The following is a 20,638-nucleotide window of genomic DNA, read 5'->3' on the forward strand; positions in this document are numbered from 1 at the left end:
TCAAAATCCATTATTTACTATATACAGCCAATGGGTGTGTTGTATTAATACTTACAAATACCTCATCACCTATATTAACAACGACTTCATGGCTCACTCGGCTGGTCACCACTGTGTTACATTGAAGTTGGACAGCGCATAATCGGCTACCTCCTTCAAATCGAACCCAAATCACACGCCCGTTTGCTGTTTGTGTATTTTGTATTAGCTGTATATCGTCAGGTCTAAGTAAAACATCGACGATTGATTCATCGCAGTCAATCCCATGTGCCGGTGCATTACCAATACGGGTGGTTGCTATTCCTTCTTTAAGTTTACCCTCTATAAAACTGGCTTCACCTAAAAATCGAGCAACAAAACGATTACTTGGTACACTAAAGCATCGTTCGGGAGTATCAATTTGTTGTATTTGACCTGATTTTAAAATACCCACTCGATCGCCAATAGACAGTGCTTCTTCTTGATCATGAGTCACCCAGATAGCGGGTACTCCGGCTTGTTTTAAGGCATTACGTATATCCCAACGTAACATATCTTTTAAAGCGGCATCTAGGTTTGATAAAGGTTCATCGAGTAATACAAAGTCTGGCTGGTGCGCTAAAGTTCGGGCCAATGCAACGCGCTGTTTTTGTCCACCAGATAACGTGGCTGGCTTTTTATCTCTAAACTCTTCTAAACCTAATAGTTTAATCCAATGATCTGCAATACTTGATTCTTTTAATCTAAAGCAGATATTTTGCACAACGGTTAAATGTGGAAATAAAGCGAAGTCTTGAAAAACCATGCCAACACTACGTTTTTCTGGTGGTACAAGCTGTTTAGGTGTTGCAGACCATTTCCCTAGCTTTATTTCGCCTTCACTTATTGGGATTAAACCAGCCAGTGCTTGTAAAATTGTACTTTTTCCACAACCAGTTGGACCTACAAGCATAAGGATTTCACTTTTTTCAAGTGAGATATTTAAATCATTTACAACGCGAGTTTTGCCGTAATCTATAGACAACTGACTTACAGATAACATGAGAATAAATCCTTAATGGTCGATTTGGTTACGTTTTTCGCCAGACATCATAATGGCTAGGCCACACGCTGATATCAATACTAAAAGAAGCCCAGGAATAGCTGCACGGCCAAAATATCCAGCCTCGTAAACACGCCATAAATAGGTCGATAATGTTTCAAATCCTGTCGGTCCTAGCAATAAGGTGGCTTCTAACTCTCGCATAGACTCTAAAAAAACTAATGCTGCACCGGCAATAATTCCGCGCATTGTAAGGGGTAATGTAATGCGTGTAAACGCTTCACGAGGGCTGGCGCCTAATACACGTGCTGATTTAACTAAACTGGGGTCTAAATGCTCAGTACTTGTTCTAATAGAGCCCACTGCAAGCGGTAAAAAACGTAACATATATGCAATGATTAACAGGCCTAGGGTTTGATATAAAAAGGGCAACTGAAGCCCGCCGTAAACCAATGCAGTTCCCATTACAATGCCAGGTATACCAAAACCAAAATAAGTAACACGTTCAAATACCTTACCTGTTTTACCTGATAAGGCTGCATTCGCAACCGGAATGGCCACAATAACAGCAACAATAGCTGCAATAGCAGAGGCATAAGCCGAATTCCACGCTATGGTGAAATCAAAAGCACTAAAGCCATCGCGATATAGCCAAACAAAAAATATCGCTAAAGGTAAACCTATGGCCAAAAATAATACTGGTGCAAACACACTAAATATGGCGGTTAATTGCCATTTATTTGCAAACAAATTCAGTGGGCGACCATGGCGCTCAGTGGCCGTTTTAATTTGAGACTCTATTAATAATAAAAAACCAACAATAACCATAAGTTGTAACGAAAGCATGGCTGCTCGCCCTAATGCAAACGCATTGTATTCAACATAAATAACACGGGTAAATGTATCAAGTCGCATCATGGCTGGAGTCCCAAAATCCGACAACGTATACAAAGCAACAAGAAGTGATCCTGCTGCAATCCCATTGATTACACGAGGTAAAATAACTTTAAATACACATTGTCTCATGCTCATACCCAGTGTTCGGGCTGCATTAACCATACTGGCATCTAAGCTCAATAACGAAGAGCGGGTGGTCATCATTACAAATGGAAAGGTATATAAAGTCATTACAATGGCTGCACCAGGTAAGCCATACATCGCGGGCGTTGAAAAACCTAATAAATTATTAATTTCGCCGCCTGGGCCAAATGCTGCATATAAAGTAAATGCACCAATATAGCTTGGAATAGCCAAAGGGGCGGCAAATATAACAAGCCATAGTCTTTTAAAAGGCAGTTGAACATAAGCGCTAATAAACGCTAAAGGAACACCGACTAAAATAGACCCCACTACAGTTAAACCCATTAAAGAAAGTGTATTGCCTAATATTTTTAAATTATGACTATCAAAAACAGAAGTCGCATCACTGGCAAGTGTAATTAGTATAAAAACAGGAGTAAGTGTAATGAGCGCTGCTAGCAGCGCCATTGGGTAAGAAAAAGGGATTCGCATTATAAAACGCCGTTATTTCGCATTAAATCTATAGTTGGGCGTAAATCGGCCAATTGGGTTAAATCAACTTTCGGCGGTGAAATACTGGCAAGCGGCGGTAAGCCTGTAGGTTGAGAAATACCATTGACAAGCGGAATTTCATAGGCTTGTGTTGCTAAGTATTCTTGCACTTCTTTAGTAAGTAAGTAGCGCATAAAGTTACTCGCAAGAGGATCGTTAGATAACGATAAAATACCAGAAGCGTTAACTAAACAGCCTGCATCTTGTTGGGTAAATGCTAAGTCAAGATTTGCATCAGGTTTACCTGATTTTAAACGTAATGTGTAATAATGATTAGCAAAACCAATATCAACTTCACCGCGCTCTACCGCCATAACCACACCGAGTTCACCGGCATACGTTTTAGCTCGTTTTTTGATCTTTTTAAGCCATTTGGCTGTTTTATCATCACCTTCTAAAATGCGCATTGCAGTCACAAAAGACTGAAAAGAGGCATACGCAGGTGCCCAACCAATCGATAAATCACTATCTGCAATTTCCATTATACTGGTCGGTATTTGATCTTTGGTTAAACGAGAGGTGTTATAAGGTAATGTTCTGATACGACCTGTGATAGGCGCCCAAGCAGGGTATCTAAATTGAGGTTGTAATTGAGACGATAAATCGGTTGGTATAGGTTGCGCCAACCCAGCGTCAGTTACTAAACCAATAGCACCTGAATCAACCGCCCAAAATAAATCAGCACGTTTCACTCCCGCTTTAGCTTCTGCAACAATGGTATTAGCAAGTGCAGCCGTTGGGCCTCGACGAATCGCAAGATTTAAATCAGGATTACGTTTTTCAATTGCTTGTAATACATTTTCGTATAAGCCACCTTCACCACGACCTAAATAAAGGGTTAAATCACCTTTTAATTTTGGTAAGTTATCGACTGATACCGGGTTTGCAATTTCACTGGCTATGGCACTAAGAGGTAGTGGCAAAGAGCCAACTACCCCTAATGCAGCTAAACCTTGAATAAAGGTTCTACGCTTCACTTAAAAAACATCCTTACGCGACTTTTCAGCTTTTTGAATTAACTTTTTAGCGCGATCTAGTTTAGTTTGCATATCTACTACCACGTTACGTACAGAATCTACGCCTTTATCATTTTTTATTGCTTGTGGTAATGTAACATTAAAATCTTTTTCCAGCACTTCAACAAGCTTGGCATCTTGCTCAATTAATGTACCTTCTACACCTTCAAAAAGGTGTAAGTACGTATCATGAACAATTTCAGTTGCTTCATCTTGTAAACGCTCAGCATATTTAGCAACAACACGGTCTAACTTATGTTTAATTTCGTCGATGGTTGCGCTTTGCGTCATTTCTTTTGTTGCAGTGGCTTTTACTGTTTTAAGTAAGCCATTTTGCTGGAATTTTGCAGCAAGCTTAACAGCACCAAGGCCTTGCCACAAGGCAATGTTCATTGCATGTTGTTGCTTGCGTACTTCTTGTGCAGGTTTCCCATTGTCGATAGCCATTTTTACGCCATAAATACCTTGCCAAATTGAAGCGTAGACAGGCACGTAATTGGTTTCTATAGCACTATGGAATTTTACAGATTCCCAGTATTCTATCAAATCATCAGACTTAACTGACTTTGCGCCTTTTTTATCGTAATCGTTTACCATGGTATCAACTTTATTTACCATCCACTCAACATCTTCTGCATATGTTGTTAGGTTTTCTTGAAGATGGTTTACATGCTCACCGATAGGGCCATTAGCAAGGACTGGTTGAGCCATAAAAGCAGAGGCAATAAAAAGGCTTACACCTAGTGTTTTAGCTGGATTAAATAATGATTTCATAACAAGTGGGTCCAATAAGGTAATTGTAAATGATAGACATTATCATATCCGCATTAAACCACCAGATCAATAAGTAGCCGTATGCTAAATTAAATAAAAACTTAATTATTACACTACGTTAATGTAAAAAAAAAGTGTGTTGTTAACAGCCTGTTTTAGATATGTATTGTGACTAATATTTAACTTACATTGTTTACTTTTTATTACACGACGCTGAAGAAGCTTAATTAAAATGATGCTCATTTATTGCATTATAAATACTGGTGCATAAGGTATTTATACTTTCGTTGTCGCTTATATAAGGTGGCATTAAATATATTAACTGTCCAAATGGGCGAATCCATACACCTTGTTCAACAAAATAAGCTTGTATTTTAGCTACATTAATATCACCCACATCTTTGGTTAATTCAACAACCCCAATTGCGCCTAAAATTCTCACATCAGCGACTGAATTTAATTTTTTGCATTCATTTAATTGTTGTAGTTGTGTATTAATTCGTTTTATTTGTTGTGGCCAATTTTGCGCCATTAATATATCGATGCTTGCACATGCTGCGGCACATGCCAATGGGTTTCCCATAAAAGTAGGGCCATGCATTAAAACACCGGCTTCACCTTCACTTATACCCGTTGCAATTTTTTCATTAGTTAAGGTGGCCGCTAATGTTAAATTACCACCGGTTAATGCTTTACCTATACATAATATATCAGGTTCAATATTGGCATGTTCAATAGCAAACAGTTTTCCTGTACGGCCAAAGCCTGTTGCTATTTCATCACAAATTAAAAGTACATTGTATTGAGTACATAGCTTACGCACCGTCGATAAATACTCGGGATGGTAAAAATTCATGCCCCCAGCATTTTGTACAATGGGTTCAATGATAAAAGCCGCTACTTGATGGTGATGATTAATAAAGTAACGTTCGAGCTCTTGTGCTTCGTGTTTCGCAAAAGTACCTGAAAATTTACTGACCGGCGCAGGGACAAATACATGCTCAGGTAAAAAGCCTTTATATAAACTGTGCATAGAGTTAATGGGATCACAAACGCTCATCGCTGCGAACGTATCACCATGATAGCCCTTAAACGGTGTCATTAATTTTTGTTTTGTTTTAACGCCTTTGCTTAACCAATATTGCATTGCCATTTTTATCGCAACTTCAACACTAATAGAGCCACTGTCGGCTAAAAACACTTTATTTAAGCTTTGAGGTGTTATTGCGACTAACTTTTTACATAGTTCAACAGCACTTTTATGGGTCATACCGCCAAACATTATGTGACTCATGCAATTAATTTGCGCAATCATAGCTTGATTAATTACAGGGTGATTATATCCATGAATGGCGCTCCACCATGATGCCATACCATCTATGAGCGCTTCACCTGATTCGAGATAAATAACATTATCTTGAGCATAGGTCACAGGGTAGACAGGTATTGGCTGAGTCATTGATGTATAGGGATGCCAAATGTGTTCACGATCAAAATTTAAATCGATAGTGCGTTTATTGCTCACATGTAACCTAGTTAGTTATTCTCTTGGTTGACAATGGTACTTGAAGTTTTAGACTTAGCCAATATTACTGATGACAATAAAATCAAAGAGAATATTATGCAATGTACTGATGTACGACACAATTGGACTCATGCAGAGGTAAAAGCTTTATTTGAAATGCCATTTAATGATTTATTATTTAAAGCTGCATCGCTGCATCGTGCTAATTTCAATCCTAATGAAGTACAAATCTCAACTTTACTCTCTATTAAAACTGGAGCGTGTCCCGAAGACTGTAAATACTGTCCACAATCAGCACATTATAAAACTGATTTAGAGCGTGAACGTTTAATTGAAGTAGAAAAAGTTGTAGAGAAAGCACGACTTGCGAAACAAAAAGGGGCGACTCGGTTTTGTATGGGAGCTGCATGGTCGGATCCAAAAGATAGGGATATGCCTTACATTTCACAAATGGTTAAACAAGTAAAAGAGCTAGGCTTAGAAACCTGTATGACGCTTGGAAAACTCAGTAACGAAAAAGCCCACGAACTAAGTAGTGCCGGTTTAGATTATTATAATCATAATCTGGATACATCTGCAGAGTATTACGAGCAAATAATTTCAACCCGTACCTTCGAAGATAGATTAAACACCATTAGCCATGTACGAGATGCGGGGATGAAAGTTTGTTCCGGCGGTATTGTAGGCATGGGGGAGCAAGCTAAAGATCGTTACGGTTTGTTAATGCAATTAGCTAATTTGCCACAGCAGCCCGAAAGTGTACCTATAAATATGTTGGTAAAAGTAAAAGGGACCCCCCTTGAAAATGTAGACGATTTAGATAACTTTGATTTTATCAGAACCATTGCGTGTGCGCGTATTATGATGCCTAAAAGTTATGTACGCCTATCTGCAGGGCGAAATGATATGAACGAACAAATGCAATCACTGTGTTTTTTTGCCGGCGCAAACTCCATTTTTTATGGCGATAAACTATTAACGACAGATAACCCTGAAGCTGATTCTGATATGAACCTAATAAAAAAATTAGGGATGAACCCTGAAACGCGAAAAGAGTATTCAGATGAAGCGGTAGCAGCATCTATTTCGTCTCAAGTTGCTGATAAAGCAAGTTCGCAACTGTTTTACCCAGCTTCATGAGTTTTCAATACATAAATCAGCATTTGCTAAAGCGTAAGCAAGACGCTTTATTGCGTAAAAGAAATATTATTACTGATGCGGATGCACGTCGTATTGTTGTCGAAGATAAAGAATATATTAATTTTTCAAGTAATGATTACTTAGGCTTTAGTCACCATAGTTTAAATGTGGATGAGCAGGCTTTAGGTAGTCATAGTTCGTCATTAGTAACAGGCTATCACGCACAACATGTGGCACTTGAAGATTATTTATCGACAACACTTGGTTATGAAGCTGCGATGTTATTCAATAGCGGGTTTAGTGCCAATAGCAGTATTATAAAGGCATTATTTAATGATAAAACCGTGTCTAACAACAGCGCTGTATTTTTAGATAAACTCAGCCATGCAAGTTTGGTTGATGGTGCTGTGCATGCTCATAGTGCATTAGTAAGATTTAAGCATAATGATTTAAATCACTTACGCTCCCGATTAGAAAAATCTAAAGCTGACAATAAACTAATTGTCAGTGAAGGTGTTTTTTCTATGGATGGTGATAAAGCACCATTAAAAGAATTATGCGCACTGGCTAAAAAACATAATGCCTGGTTACTAATAGACGATGCTCACGGATTTGGTGTCATTGGTGAGCATGGATTAGGTAGTTGTGATGGACTAAGCCAACAAGAATTACCCGATATATTAGTGATCACCTTTGGTAAAGCAATTGCAAGTAGCGGGGCGTGTATACTAGGTAATCGTGATTTTATTGATTATATGGTGCAATATAATCGTGATTATATTTACTCTACAGCGATGTCGCCATTGTTAGCGAATTTAACACTTGCACGAATTAAACAGGTGATTCTAGCCACTGAAAAGCGCGAAAAGCTTCATTGTAATATTAATTATTTTAAAAATTTAGCACACAAAAACAACATCGCAATGATGCCATCGAATACTGCAATCCAACCTATTATACTGGGGTGTCCGCAACAAACGCTTGATGCAGCAAACAGCTTAAAAAATAAGGGCATTTGGGTTAGTGCGATACGCCCGCCAACCGTTGCGCATAATACATCAAGGTTAAGAGTAACGCTTACTTGTGAGCACAGCAAAGATGATATTGCGTTGCTAATAAAGCATTTAAGTAGTGCAATAAAATGAAAACCGCCATTTTAAAAGTAAACCACTTAAAAACCTTAAAACAAAATGTGAACATAAGCAGTACCATTGCCACAGGAATAAAGTTTTCAAATGCAGCAAATCATTATGAAAACTCTGCTTGCGTTCAAAAACAGGCTGCCAGCGATCTATTCAATATTATTTCACATGATAATGGCATTAATGATACTGTTTGTTTAGATTTAGGCGCAGGTCCGCTAGTAAATACAGAGCAATTACAGGCTAGATTTAAAAACGTTATAGCGATGGATTTAAGCTTAGCAATGTTAAACCGGGATGCTATTAATAACCATAAAATTTGTAGTCATAAAATATGCGCTGACATGGATAAGCTGCCATTTTTACCAGAGAGTTTTGATACTATTTTTAGTAACTTTGCAGTGCAATGGTCTAGCAACTTTAGGCAGTTGGTAGAAAATTTATATACAATATTAAAACCCGATGGCCATGTTTATGTAAGTGTTTTAGTATCAGGTTCATTAACAGAAATTCAGCAGGCATTTCGTGTTATTGATAACGATCATCATATAAATAGTTTTAATGATGACGATTCGGTTATAAAAGATGTACTTAATGCAGGTTTTAATATTACCCGATGTAACAAAAAGATCTACATTGATAAATACGATACGCCATTTCAAGCACTTAACTCAATAAAAGCAATTGGTGCTTCTAACGTCAATCATCAACACTGTCGAAAAGGTTTATTAACTAAATCAGCGTTAAAAAAAGTGTGTGATGCCTATCCTATATCTAACAATCAAGCGTGTGTGTCTTATCATGTGGTACTATTATCGCTAAAAAAAGAAAGGTAAACCCGTGAAAGAAATTTTTATAACCGCCACAGATACCGATGCAGGTAAAACACACGTCACCAGTTTATTATTAAAACTGTTAGCGCAACATAATAAGCGTGCCATTGGGTATAAACCCATTGCCGCGGGATGTGAAATTGCATTTGATCAATTAGTCAATGCAGATGCATTGATGTTGATGGAAAGTGCATCGGTGAGTGCAAAATACGATATCGTTAATCCTTTTGCATTTGCTCCAGCCATTGCACCACATATTGCCGCAAAACAATCGGGACAATCAATTACTCAAGCAAAGCTTGCCGATGCATATAAAAATGTTCATAAACAAAAGCCTGATTATATTCTTACCGAAGGTGCTGGAGGCTGGGCTTTACCCATAAGTAGTACTGACTATTTATACAACTGGGTTAAGTCAGAAAACTTAGACGTTATTTTAGTGGTTGGTATGAAACTAGGCTGTTTAAATCATGCAATTTTAACAGCAGAGCACATTAAAGCCCAAGGGGTGAATTGCATCGGTTGGATTGCTAACGAAATCGACCCCAATATGCTTAATTATCAAGATAACCTAGACACACTCAAGCAGGTACTTCCGTTTCCTATTTTAGCTATTAGTCCGTATAGTGAAACAACACCTAAATTAAAAATTTATAAAACGTTGTTAGAAAATTTAGCAATAGCGCATAGTTAGATAAAATTATTACTGATTATTTGCGTAAGTTTAACAATAGGTTGGTGTTTTTATTTATAATGATTAAAAATTTATTTAGCTTATCTAAATATGGGTAATACTATGAAGAAAAGGGTGGGGATCTTAGGTGGCGGCACCGCAGGGTCAACAATTGCAATTCGCCTTGCTGCATTAGGCTTAGAGACATTTATTTTTGAAAAAAATGCATCCTTAATAAATGGGCCACCTATGTGTCATTTGCATGCCGGTGGTAATTTATATCGCGAAATACCCGATCAAGACTGTATCAATTTATTACAACAAAGCATTGATATACTAAGGTTATATCCATTTAGTATTGATGCGCGTCCTACCGTATTTGCAGTGCCTATAAGAGATAATAATTCGCCACTGGATTTAATTCCCCGACTTAACAAATTAACGAATGCATATCGTGAGCTCATTGATAAGGATCACAACAATAAAGTGTTAGGTGAGCCCAGTGAATATTATAAGCTTTACGATAAAAAACAGCTGCTTGAATTATCAAAAAAACAACCCGCAGCACACCCATCTACATTAGATGAGTGGTTGATCCCAGCTGCCAAATACATGGATTTAAATAAATTACAATTCCCTGTAATTGCGGTTAAAGAATATGGTTGGAATATATTTCGTTTATCTGCGTCAGCACATTTTGCTTTAGAACAATATAAAAACGCACATGTATTTATTAATACCAATGTAAAACAAGTACTTAATAATAACTTACAACAAAACAAGTGGCTAATAGAGTATCAACAAGATACAAAGCAAAATACAGAAACAATCGAGGTTGACTACTTAATTAATGCCTGTGGTTTTAGAACTGGCGAAATTGATGACATGGTCGGTGTTGAAGTGAATCGTATGGTTGAGTTTAAATCATCTTACATTACTAGCTGGCAATCAAATGAAGGGTTACTTCCCGAAATTGTGATATATGGTGAAAGGGGAACACCGCAGGGTATGGCACAATTAACACCTTACCCAAATGGTTATTTTCAAATACATGGAATGACAGAATCGATAACTTTATTTAATGATGGTTTAGTTGATTCGAATAAACATACATCACAGCCCAAATTACCGAAAAAATATATAAATTATATTGAAAATGGTTGGGAGTCTGAAAGTTTAATTTCTCGAAGCCAACAAGCAATTAATCATGTGAGTGAATTTATGCCTCGCTTTAATAATGCAAAAACAGTGAATAATGCTTTATATGGCGGTCAGCAAATCCCCGGTAATGACGAAACGTTACGTGTAACGAATGTACAAATATACCCTGAAATAAATTATGCTCGCGCCGAAAACGTAAAAGCATCATCAACATTAAATGCTGCAGACGAAATTGTGTATTCGCTGCAAACCAATTTGTTTATAGCAATAGACGCTTCGGATGAAGAAAATAGATTTCATCATAATTGGAAATATTTAAAGCAGGTAAAACAATCAACCATAGATAAAAAAGCACAACAATTGGCACTAGATAGAGGATTTCCCGTCAATATGGGCTTAGTTAATTGTAATTTAAATGAGTTAACATTATCGAAAAGCTAATAACATTAAGCCAGAATGACTCTGGCTTAATTAACGTTATAGCTATTTATTGAGATAAGATTATATCGGTGATCCCCTCAGGCGATAAAATTTCTATCCAATATCCATCAGGATCTTTAATAAATGCAAGCCCCTTCATTGAACCATCATCAGGTTTTTTTACAAATTCAACATCATACTTAGTAAAACGCTCACAGGCGGCATAAACATCAGGAACACTGATACCAATATGACCAAATCCACGAGGATCAGAATTCCCGTCATGATAGCCTTTAAAGCTTGGGTCGTTTTCGCTTCCCCAATTATGTGTTAATTCAATTAAAGCAGGGCGCCCAAACACCCATTGTGTATTGGTTTTATCGTCATCATTTGGAATTTCTTGCTCATAGCCTAGAAAATAAAGTGTGAACTTCATGCTAGGAAAGTCATATTTACCAAGTAATTTCATTCCTAATACATTTTGATAAAACGCTAAAGATGGTTCAGGGTCTTTTATACGCAACATTGTTTGCTGCATAACATACCCTTGCGTTGCTTGTTCGATTTGTGTTTCAGACTCTTTAAAACTAGACATACAGATCCCTATTACTTGATGTGGTACGTATATAAAAAATTGATTAGGTGATAAACCATTAATTAAACCATGAATAAGTATAACTTTTTCTATTACTAATTAGGGCATTATCAAAAATAATTTTCAAGACGGCAGGGGGGAAATAGATAAGTTTTAGTACTTTAAAAAAATTAGCCAGCTAATCACATTAACTGGCTATATGGTTTTATTGAATCAAAATATAAATTGATTATTTACATTCAGTAAACTGACTTAGTGATACATTTACAACAAAGTCATTAAAATCGGTATCATTTTGATCTTCCCAGTACTGAGTAGAACCAGATACTTTATAGTTGGTTTTTAAATTATTGGTATCGCCATTCACAGCAAGAGCATATCTAATGCTGTTTGAAACTTCTGTTTCATAACTACCTGAAGCACCATATTCATCTAATAGTTTTACAAATGTACCATTGATTGATAAACCCCAATCATTGTTAAAGTTTGAGTTTTCTCTGATAAATGAGTAATCAAACTTATAAAACTTGGTATCTGTACACTGGGCATCATCATTTTCAATGGTCGCTGGTGCAGTTGCATCACCCGTTGCATTTAATTTACCCGAAGCGGTCACTGTAAACGTTTTTGAATCGCTGTATTCTTCATTATTATAAGTTGGAATTGCAATTTCAACCGACGTTTCGCCCGCTAGAATAGTGACAGTTTGCTCTTCATAATCATAATCACTACTATCGGCTGTCCCTGAGATTGTTGAAACTAAAATTTCACTATCTGCATCATAAGCATGGCTTAACGTTAAAGTGTATGACAGAGTTTCACCTTCAACTACGTTATCTACTTGTGCATTTAAAGAAATAGTAGGCTCGTCAATTACATCACATATAGGCGTTGCATAGCATGATACACCTGCATTTGTATCGGTAGCTAAATCATCAATGCGTACAGGTACATCAGCAACGTGACATGTTTTACCCGTTGTTTCATTTACTTTATATAATTGTGATTTATTAGAATAGCCAAAGTCAGTAATTAAAGTTCGACTTAAAATAATATCACCGCTTTGATTTAACGAAGCACCAGTGACCGTAGTTAAGTTATGTTCAGACAATTTAGTAGCTTGTAAAGTATCAAGGTTAACACTATAAATATCTGAACTTGTTACTAAAATAAGTTGGCCGTCTTTATACACCATGTCGCCACGCCAAATGCCATCAGAGCTTACGCCTGATAACTCACCTAATAGGTCATATTCGGCAGTTTCTGGGTCAATCGCATATACTTTATCTGTGTAAGACCCTAACAACCTTTTATTTTCAGAATCATACACTAAACGATAAACTGATTTGGTATAACCGACGATGGTATGCTCGTTTGTTGCTAAATCTACATAAGCTAAACGGGTATATTTAAATTTACTACCACTTATAGGAAGTGACTCTTTTTCTGTACTATTTAAATCAAGGTGACTTGTATCTACCTGATATTCATATGGTCTTGGTGCAGCAATGTAATATAAGCGATTATTATGTGAATCAAATGCCATTGCAGCAGAACTAAACTCAGCTTTAGAGTGAGCTAACGTTTGCGCTTCACCTTCATTTAATTGAAATACAATACCGGTTTCACCGCGGCCAGAATTAATTCCATATATTTGACCTGTACATTCGTTTGCATAAGCTGTTTGAATATTTAAGCTTGTTAAAACTGCTGTTGCAGTGATTGCTAATTTAAATGCTGATTTAAGCATAATAATTTACTCCGAAAATTATATTTAAAATTAACTGAAGTAAATTATAAAATTAATATTATGTTAATTTCATATTGCTTTAGTCCATAAAAGCAAACGCATCCATTATATACTTCAACCTTATATCGTAATTATCTAACATGTGTTAAAAATAGCAACAAAATTAAACAAAAGTATGTAACAAGTAAACAATCGACCGATAAAATTAAATTCATCTAGTTATAAATCATGGTAAATATAAATGCAGATGAGGGGGTTTTCTAGTTAAAAAGGACTGTAATATGTTAATTATTTTCTCTTTCTAATTGCGCGGGTAATAATGTGTTAATTATTTCTTTCGCAGGTAATGTGTGTCTTACGCCATTAAACATAACTGAAGTGTATTCATTAATATTAGTTATACCCGTTAAAGTCCAGCCTTCGCCTCGGTCTTTACAATACACGGTAGTAGTAGGTTGTATAACTTTAAATTCATCACTCATAAAACACCGTTTTAGCTTATATATAAATATTAATTTATAATATTTATTATACATTGCTTAGTAAATTAAAATTTATGTTTTTGCCAATTAAATCACATCGAATTACATTAAACTTAATTTCTCATAAACATGGGCCTGGATTATATAATATTTTAAATGAATTTAAAGTAGCCCAATATAATGATTATAAAATACCGCTTTCAAAAACAGATATAAAACTGTTAATTCAAGGCGATATTGAAGGGAATTACGAAGGAAAAACCATTCGAGCAGCAATTGAACATAATACGAATGGTGAGTTAATTGGCACGTGTGGCCTTTATAAAATTCAAGCTAATAGTGCCTATATAGGTTTTGAATTAACTCCTCATTTTTGGCATCAAGGGTATATGAGCGAAACACTAAAAGAATTTATACCTGCAGCAATTCACTATTTAAATTTAAAAACCATATATGCGAAGGTATCTAAATTTAACAACCAATCAGAACAGTTATTGCTAAAGCATGGTTTTAAAATTCAAAAAAGTGATAATACATATAATATTTATCAATTATTTAATCGGTAATACATAGAGGATTATTACCATTAAAATTATGTTTTAAGTTAACTTTAATTACTGGACTAAAACGCGGTGTTACTCATAGCTTTATAGGCAAAGGGCTAATAAGCGATAAATAAACGTGTAAGCTTTATGTTTATATTCATTACGCGTTCTAGGTTTTAGTTCTAGGTTTTAGTTCTAAGCTTTTGAAGATACAGCTAATATAATTTTTGGCTGGCAACAGTTTAGTCATTAAAAATAAATAGCGTTTATTAAAACCATTTTATAGTCCTTAATTTATAGTCCTTAAATAAGCGGGTATCGCTAGAATTGAATTTTATGGTTTTCATTTTGCTTACTAGGCGAGAAACTTCGATAATCTATACGCTTTATACTTATGAAGTTTAGCTGTGGGAGTAGTAGTTTGTGTTTGGTATATTGTATAAAACATGCAATTTAACATAATATAAATTATAGGTAGTTACTATATACTTAGATAAACAGCTATATCTACTCACTTACCTTATGCGTATCTTCGTTATTAATGTCCAATACTGAATAGTATCGGACATTAATGGGTGTGCTGTCATCAATGAAAAAACAACATAAACCTTTTAATAGTAATTAATCTAAACTTAATATTCTTTCGGCTGTATATTCGTTGGTTATTAGGCCATTAATCATTTTAGACCTGAGTGCGCCCAATATAGAAAATACTTTATCTTCTCCGGCCGCAATGGCAAAAACAGGTTTTTCAGGGTTAATGCTTAAAGGTGTACTTGCAACTCTTTCATTAATTGCACAATCTAATAACTGACCATTTTTATCGTAAACCCAGCTAATTAACTCGCCAACAGCACCTTGTTTTTGTAAGTCATCTAATTCGGTTTGATTTAAAAACCCATCTAAATGAATCGGTGAATTAAATCCTAAATTACCAACACCCACAAATGTGGCATCGGCATTTTTAGCTAACTCTAAATTATTGGCTACACTATGTTGTGATTGCAGTTGGATACGTTCTTCTTTGGTCCTTGGTAAAACGGGCAAAGGCATAGGATAATGTTTTGCTTTTATATGTTCAGCCATACGAACGACAACATCGTAAGGTGATGCTGAACCATCTAAAGTCATATTACCAAGCATGGCGACAATTTTATGTTGTTCACAATCCATGTTTTTTAATTCATCAACACACGAACGCAATACCCGGCCGGTACCTAAAGCAACAACTTTAGGATCTAAAGCTTTTAATTGACGTTCAATTTCAGCGGCACCAGCTTGTGCAAGACCAATGGTCGAGTCGCTATTTTCAGGATCACTAGGCACGACTTCACAAGACTGTAAATTAAAACGAGTTTTAATTTTTTCTGCTAAATCCATACATTTTCCAATTGGATGGTCTAAACGTACTTTTATTAATCCTTGGCTAACCGATAAAGCAACCATTCGTTGAGCAGATTGGCGTGAAACATTTAATTTTCTGGCAATTTCATCTTGTGTTTTGCCTGCAACATAATACAGCCACCCTGCTCTGGCAGCATCATCAAGCTTACGAATTTCTGAATTTGATAATTTAACCACAATTACCTCTTAATTTTTAAAATCAATGTATATTCACCATTGATACGATAAGTGGATCTGAAAATAATTTCGCAATATACCACTGACCAAAAATAAATACTTGTTTAATAATAACTTTTGTAAAGAAAAGGCCTCTATAATTAGAGGCCTTATTAAAATTTACATTATTGAGGTACCATCTTTATTAAATCGATGTATTTTACTTTCATTAGCCGTTAAAAAAACCTCATCGTCGTAATCAAACTCACAATCGCCATCGGCTTTTACAGTGACTGTTGTGCCATCATTTAGCTCGATATGCAAAAACGTTTCAGAGCCTAAATGTTCAACAACACCGACTTTACCAGCCCACGTGCCCTGCTCCCTTGATAAGATAAAATGCTCTGGCCTAATACCAATTGAATCTGCGTTAAAATTATCTTTTTCGTCAACCGCAATAAAATTCATTTTTGGTGAACCAATAAAACCCGCAACAAATTTATTCACTGGATTTTTATATAACTCAAGTGGTGTGCCGACTTGTTCAATAATACCGCCATTAAATACCGCAATTCTATCAGCCATTGTCATTGCTTCAACCTGATCATGTGTTACATAAATCATTGTTGTTTTTAAGCTTTTATGCAGCTCAGATATTTCTAAACGCATATTTACACGTAAAGATGCATCGAGGTTTGATAAAGGTTCATCAAATAAAAAAGCACTTGGTTGGCGAACAATAGCGCGACCAATAGCAACTCGCTGACGTTGACCCCCTGATAATTGGCCAGGTTTTCTATCTAAATACTCAGTTAAATTTAAAATTTTGGCTGCTTGTGCAATTTTGTTTTCGATTTCTTGCTCAGGTACTTTTGCTCTTTTTAATGGAAACGCAATATTATTTTTTACGCTCATGTGTGGGTAAAGTGCATAAGATTGAAACACCATAGCTAAACCACGTTTAGCCGGAGGTGTATCTGTTGCATCTTTAGCGTCAATTTCAATGGTGCCACTTGTGGTATCTTCTAAACCGGCAATCATTCTAAGTAAAGTTGATTTACCACAACCCGATGGACCTACGAAAACAATAAACTCGCCATCTTTAATTTCTAAATCTAAGGGTTTGATAACGTTAACTTTATCGAAGTTTTTTGTTACTTTTTTTAATGTAATACTACCCATAATCTTATCTCCTATTTTACTGCACCAAAGCTTAAACCACGTACTAACTGTTTTTGACTAAACCAACCAAGGATCAGTATTGGCACAATGGCCATCGCAGATGCGGCTGATAATTTGGCGTAAAATAGTCCTTCGGGGCTTGAGTAACTTGCAATAAATGCTGTTAACGGTGCGGCATTTGCCGCCGTTAAAATTAGTGTCCAAAAAGCTTCATTCCACGATAAAATCACATTTAATAATAAAGTAGATGCAATACCGGGTAATGCTATAGGTAAAAGAACATGAAAAATTTCCTCACCAATCGTTGCACCATCCATACGGGAAGCTTCTAATATTTCGTTTGGAATTTCTCTAAAGTAGGTATAAAGCATCCATACCATGATTGGTAAATTAATCATTGTCATGATGATGACTAAACCTAGTTTTGTATCTAATAAGGCAAAGTCTCTGTACAACAAATAAATCGGGATTAATACACCTACCGGAGGAAGCATTTTGGTAGATAACATCCACATCAATACATTTTTAGTACGTTGAGTTTGTACAAATGCCATTGACCATGCCGCAGGGATTGCTATTAATAGGCCTATTAAACTTGACCCTATAGAAATAACCACTGAGTTCCAAAAGTGCATAAAGTAAGGTGAACGAGACAAAACATCGCTATAGTTTTGTAATGTCCAATCAAATGCAAATAAACTCGGGTTAGATGCTATTGCTTCGGCTTCTGTTTTAAAACTGGTAAGAAATGTCCAAAAGATTGGAAAAAAAATCATACCACTAATGGTCCAAGCCAAAATTGTGTAAATCAATTTAGATTGAGCAGTGCTTTTAATCGCCATAATTTAACCCTCTAAGTTCTTACCAATAAGTCGCATTAAGAAAATAGCCACTATGTTTGCAATTATTACGGCGACTATACCGCCAGCTGAACCACCACCTACATCGTATTGAAGTAATGATTGGGTATAAATCAAGTAAGTTATATTAGTAGAGGCATATCCTGGGCCACCGCCCGTTGTGACTAATATTTCGGCGAAAATAGACAGCAAAAATATTGTTTCAATTAAAATTACTGCCGTAACAGCCCGTGATAAGTGAGGTAAAACAATATAAATAAATTTACTAAAAGGTCCTGCCCCATCTAAATCGGCCGCTTCTAATTGTTCTCTATCAAGCGACTGTATCGCGGTTAATAAAATTAACGCAGCAAAAGGTAACCATTGCCAAGAAACAATAATAATAATTGATAACAAAGGAATTTGAGCAAAAAAATCAATGGGTTCAAAACCAAGCCATATAGCTAAATGTGCAAATAAGCCATTAACAGGGTTCATAAACATATTTTTCCACACCAGTGCAGATACTGTTGGCATTACAAAAAATGGAGCAAGTACCATAATACGAACATAATTACGTCCCCAAATAGCTTGATCTAATAAAATAGCCAGACCAATGCCACCCGCTATTGTAATGAATAGTACACCTGTAACTAAAAGTAATGTGTTAAAAAATGATTCTGTAAATGCCGGATCGGTTAAGAAAAATTCATAATTTAAAAAACCTATAAATTCATTGCCCCCCGGTATAAGCAAGTTATAGTCAATAAATGAATAATATAAAGTCATACAAAGTGGAACTAACATCCAACATAATAATAATATGATAGATGGCAGTAACATTATCTTTGCAAGTGATCGTGATTGAGTTGTTGCCATAATGAAAACCTTAAAAGAGCCAACTCGGTATTAAGCAATACGTGACTATCGCTTGGGTATTAATAGTTATCGAGTTGGCAAAAATAAAGTTAGGCTAATAAAAAGCCTAACTGCTTTTTTACTTAGGGTAGCGTGCTTTTCGCATTGCTCTTTCTACTAAGCGTTGTGAAGATTGTAAGGCTTGATCGACAGTCATTTGACCTGCTAAGGCGGCAGAAAACTGCTGTCCAACCGCTGTTCCTATCCCTTGAAACTCAGGAATAGCGACAAATTGCATGCCTACATAAGGCACTGGTTGAACCGTTGGGTTTTTAGGATCAGCAGATTCAATTGACTCAAGGGTAATTTGTGCAAATGGCGCTGATTCCATGTAGTTACTATTTTTATAAAGTGAAGTACGTGTACCTGGCGGTACTTTTGCCCACCCTTTTTGTTTAGCAACTAACTGAGTGTAGTCTTTAGAAGTAGCCCAGCTAATAAACTTCATAGCCGACTCTGATTTTTTGCTGCTAGCAGGTACTGCTAAAGTCCAAGACCAAAGCCAATTTCCTCGCTTACCTAAATTGTTATCTGGTGCTAATGCAAATCCAACTTTATCTGCTACATCTGAATCAACGATGTTAGTAACAAATGCACCAGCTACGGTTGCATCAATCCAAATACCACATTTACCCGTTTGAAATAAGGCTAAGTTTTCATTAAACCCATTTGCAGATGAACCTGCAGGGCCATACTCTTTCATTATATCTACATAATATTGTAAGGTTGCTTTCCATTGAGGCGTATTAAACTGTGGTTTCCAGTTCTCATCAAACCAGCGAGCACCAAATGAATTAGACATTGCAGTGATCAGCGCAACATTTTCACCCCAACCGGCTTTACCTCTTAAGCAAATCCCAGATACACCTGCTTTTTTATCATTCATCGCTTTTGCTGCGGTTTTAATAAAATCCCAAGAAGGCGCTTTTGGCATTGTTAAGCCCGCTTTTTCCATAAGGTCTTTACGATACATAACCATTGAACTTTCGCCATAAAAAGGAGCGGCATAAAGTTTATTGTCGACGGTTAAGCCACTACGAATAGCAGGTAAAATATCATCCACATCATAATTTTCACCTAAGTTGTTTAATTCCTTAAGCCAACTTTGCTTACCCCATATAGGAACTTCATACGTCCCTATCGTCATTACATCATATTGGCCGCCTTTAGTAGCCACATCGGTGGTAACGCGTTGACGTAAAATATTCTCTTCAAGTGTTACCCATTTAAGTTCTATATCAGGGTTTTTGGCTTCAAAATCACTGCTTAGTTCTTTCATGGTGATCATGTCACCATTATTTACAGTGGCAATAGTAATGGTTTCTTTTGAAAAGGCATTTAAGCTCATTAAACAACAAGCTAATGTAAGTAGTTTTGTTTTCATTTTTTATTCCTCATACTATTTCATTCACCAAGGGCGTTGGCCCTTAGTGATGAATAAAGTAAAAATTTAAATACACTAAACGACACTTAATTTAAAAATTAAGCAT

The 20,638-nt window shown here is 36.1% G+C and carries 19 protein-coding genes; 6 read left to right on the forward strand and 13 right to left on the reverse strand.

Going from position 1 to position 20,638, the window contains the following annotated elements; translation table 11 throughout:
* Positions 1 to 10: 10 nt before the first annotated feature.
* The 5 genes from J8L70_RS03980 to bioA all read right to left on the reverse strand — a co-directional run bounded on the left by J8L70_RS03980 (position 11) and on the right by bioA (position 5,908).
* A complete protein-coding gene (locus tag J8L70_RS03980) occupies positions 11 to 1,021 on the reverse strand; it encodes an ABC transporter ATP-binding protein (RefSeq protein ID WP_211054186.1) in 1,011 nt (336 codons plus the stop codon).
* Positions 1,022 to 1,033: 12 nt separating this feature from the next.
* The gene (locus tag J8L70_RS03985; protein WP_211054187.1) at positions 1,034 to 2,533 is read right to left on the reverse strand and encodes an iron ABC transporter permease; all 1,500 of its coding nucleotides are present in this window, start codon (positions 2,531 to 2,533) and stop codon (positions 1,034 to 1,036) included.
* Positions 2,533 to 3,570, reverse strand: a complete 1,038-nt coding sequence (locus J8L70_RS03990; protein WP_211054188.1) for an extracellular solute-binding protein — start codon at positions 3,568 to 3,570, stop codon at positions 2,533 to 2,535. Before J8L70_RS03990 ends, J8L70_RS03985 begins: the two co-directional genes overlap by 1 nt.
* Positions 3,571 to 4,383 carry a hypothetical protein gene (locus J8L70_RS03995; protein WP_211054189.1) on the reverse strand — a complete coding sequence of 271 codons (813 nt, stop codon included), beginning with the start codon at positions 4,381 to 4,383 and terminating at the stop codon, positions 3,571 to 3,573.
* Between the two features lie 223 nt (positions 4,384 to 4,606).
* On the reverse strand, positions 4,607 to 5,908 hold the full coding sequence (bioA, locus tag J8L70_RS04000) for an adenosylmethionine--8-amino-7-oxononanoate transaminase (protein WP_211054190.1): 1,302 nt from the start codon (positions 5,906 to 5,908) through the stop codon (positions 4,607 to 4,609).
* Between the two features lie 96 nt (positions 5,909 to 6,004).
* Between bioA and bioB the strand changes: the two genes are divergently transcribed.
* The 5 genes from bioB to J8L70_RS04025 all read left to right on the forward strand — a co-directional run bounded on the left by bioB (position 6,005) and on the right by J8L70_RS04025 (position 11,298).
* A complete protein-coding gene (bioB, locus tag J8L70_RS04005; RefSeq protein WP_211054377.1) occupies positions 6,005 to 7,048 on the forward strand; it encodes a biotin synthase BioB in 1,044 nt (347 codons plus the stop codon).
* Complete coding sequence (locus tag J8L70_RS04010; protein WP_211054191.1) at positions 7,045 to 8,193, forward strand: 8-amino-7-oxononanoate synthase; 1,149 nt, start codon at positions 7,045 to 7,047, stop codon at positions 8,191 to 8,193. Before bioB ends, J8L70_RS04010 begins: the two co-directional genes overlap by 4 nt.
* Positions 8,190 to 9,026, forward strand: a complete 837-nt coding sequence (locus tag J8L70_RS04015) for a methyltransferase domain-containing protein (protein ID WP_211054192.1) — start codon at positions 8,190 to 8,192, stop codon at positions 9,024 to 9,026. The genes J8L70_RS04010 and J8L70_RS04015 overlap by 4 nt, the downstream gene beginning before the upstream one ends.
* Positions 9,027 to 9,030: 4 nt before the next feature.
* Positions 9,031 to 9,717 (forward strand): dethiobiotin synthase, encoded by a 687-nt coding sequence (bioD, locus tag J8L70_RS04020; protein WP_211054193.1) that lies wholly within the window; start codon positions 9,031 to 9,033, stop codon positions 9,715 to 9,717.
* 102 nt (positions 9,718 to 9,819) lie between these two features.
* Positions 9,820 to 11,298 carry an FAD-dependent oxidoreductase gene (locus J8L70_RS04025; RefSeq protein ID WP_247664677.1) on the forward strand — a complete coding sequence of 493 codons (1,479 nt, stop codon included), beginning with the start codon at positions 9,820 to 9,822 and terminating at the stop codon, positions 11,296 to 11,298.
* A 46-nt stretch (positions 11,299 to 11,344) separates the two neighbouring features.
* Here J8L70_RS04025 and gloA read toward each other — a convergent pair whose 3' ends face one another.
* The 3 genes from gloA to J8L70_RS04040 all read right to left on the reverse strand — a co-directional run bounded on the left by gloA (position 11,345) and on the right by J8L70_RS04040 (position 14,104).
* On the reverse strand, positions 11,345 to 11,872 hold the full coding sequence (gene gloA / locus J8L70_RS04030) for a lactoylglutathione lyase (RefSeq protein WP_211054195.1): 528 nt from the start codon (positions 11,870 to 11,872) through the stop codon (positions 11,345 to 11,347).
* 229 nt (positions 11,873 to 12,101) lie between these two features.
* Complete coding sequence (locus J8L70_RS04035) at positions 12,102 to 13,622, reverse strand: hemolysin (RefSeq protein ID WP_211054196.1); 1,521 nt, start codon at positions 13,620 to 13,622, stop codon at positions 12,102 to 12,104.
* Between the two features lie 284 nt (positions 13,623 to 13,906).
* A complete protein-coding gene (locus tag J8L70_RS04040; RefSeq protein ID WP_211054197.1) occupies positions 13,907 to 14,104 on the reverse strand; it encodes a hypothetical protein in 198 nt (65 codons plus the stop codon).
* A 74-nt stretch (positions 14,105 to 14,178) separates the two neighbouring features.
* Here J8L70_RS04040 and J8L70_RS04045 point away from each other — a divergent pair, with 74 nt between their 5' ends.
* A complete protein-coding gene (locus J8L70_RS04045; protein WP_211054198.1) occupies positions 14,179 to 14,670 on the forward strand; it encodes a GNAT family N-acetyltransferase in 492 nt (163 codons plus the stop codon).
* A 600-nt stretch (positions 14,671 to 15,270) separates the two neighbouring features.
* On the opposite strand, the gene J8L70_RS04050 is transcribed toward J8L70_RS04045, so the two are convergent.
* From J8L70_RS04050 to J8L70_RS04070, 5 genes are all read right to left on the reverse strand, one after another.
* On the reverse strand, positions 15,271 to 16,230 hold the full coding sequence (locus J8L70_RS04050) for a sugar-binding transcriptional regulator (RefSeq protein WP_211054199.1): 960 nt from the start codon (positions 16,228 to 16,230) through the stop codon (positions 15,271 to 15,273).
* 159 nt (positions 16,231 to 16,389) lie between these two features.
* The gene (locus J8L70_RS04055; RefSeq protein ID WP_211054200.1) at positions 16,390 to 17,391 is read right to left on the reverse strand and encodes an ABC transporter ATP-binding protein; all 1,002 of its coding nucleotides are present in this window, start codon (positions 17,389 to 17,391) and stop codon (positions 16,390 to 16,392) included.
* An 11-nt stretch (positions 17,392 to 17,402) separates the two neighbouring features.
* A complete protein-coding gene (locus J8L70_RS04060; protein WP_211054201.1) occupies positions 17,403 to 18,233 on the reverse strand; it encodes a carbohydrate ABC transporter permease in 831 nt (276 codons plus the stop codon).
* Between the two features lie 3 nt (positions 18,234 to 18,236).
* Entirely contained in the window at positions 18,237 to 19,109 is an 873-nt protein-coding gene (locus J8L70_RS04065) for a sugar ABC transporter permease (RefSeq protein WP_211054202.1), read from the reverse strand.
* Between the two features lie 118 nt (positions 19,110 to 19,227).
* Positions 19,228 to 20,532: a sugar ABC transporter substrate-binding protein gene (locus tag J8L70_RS04070; protein WP_211054203.1), complete on the reverse strand. Its 1,305-nt coding sequence runs from the start codon at positions 20,530 to 20,532 to the stop codon at positions 19,228 to 19,230.
* Positions 20,533 to 20,638 lie beyond the last annotated feature (106 nt).

Origin of the sequence: Pseudoalteromonas sp. MMG010, assembly GCF_018100905.1 — a bacterium.
Taxonomy (GTDB): domain Bacteria; phylum Pseudomonadota; class Gammaproteobacteria; order Enterobacterales; family Alteromonadaceae; genus Pseudoalteromonas.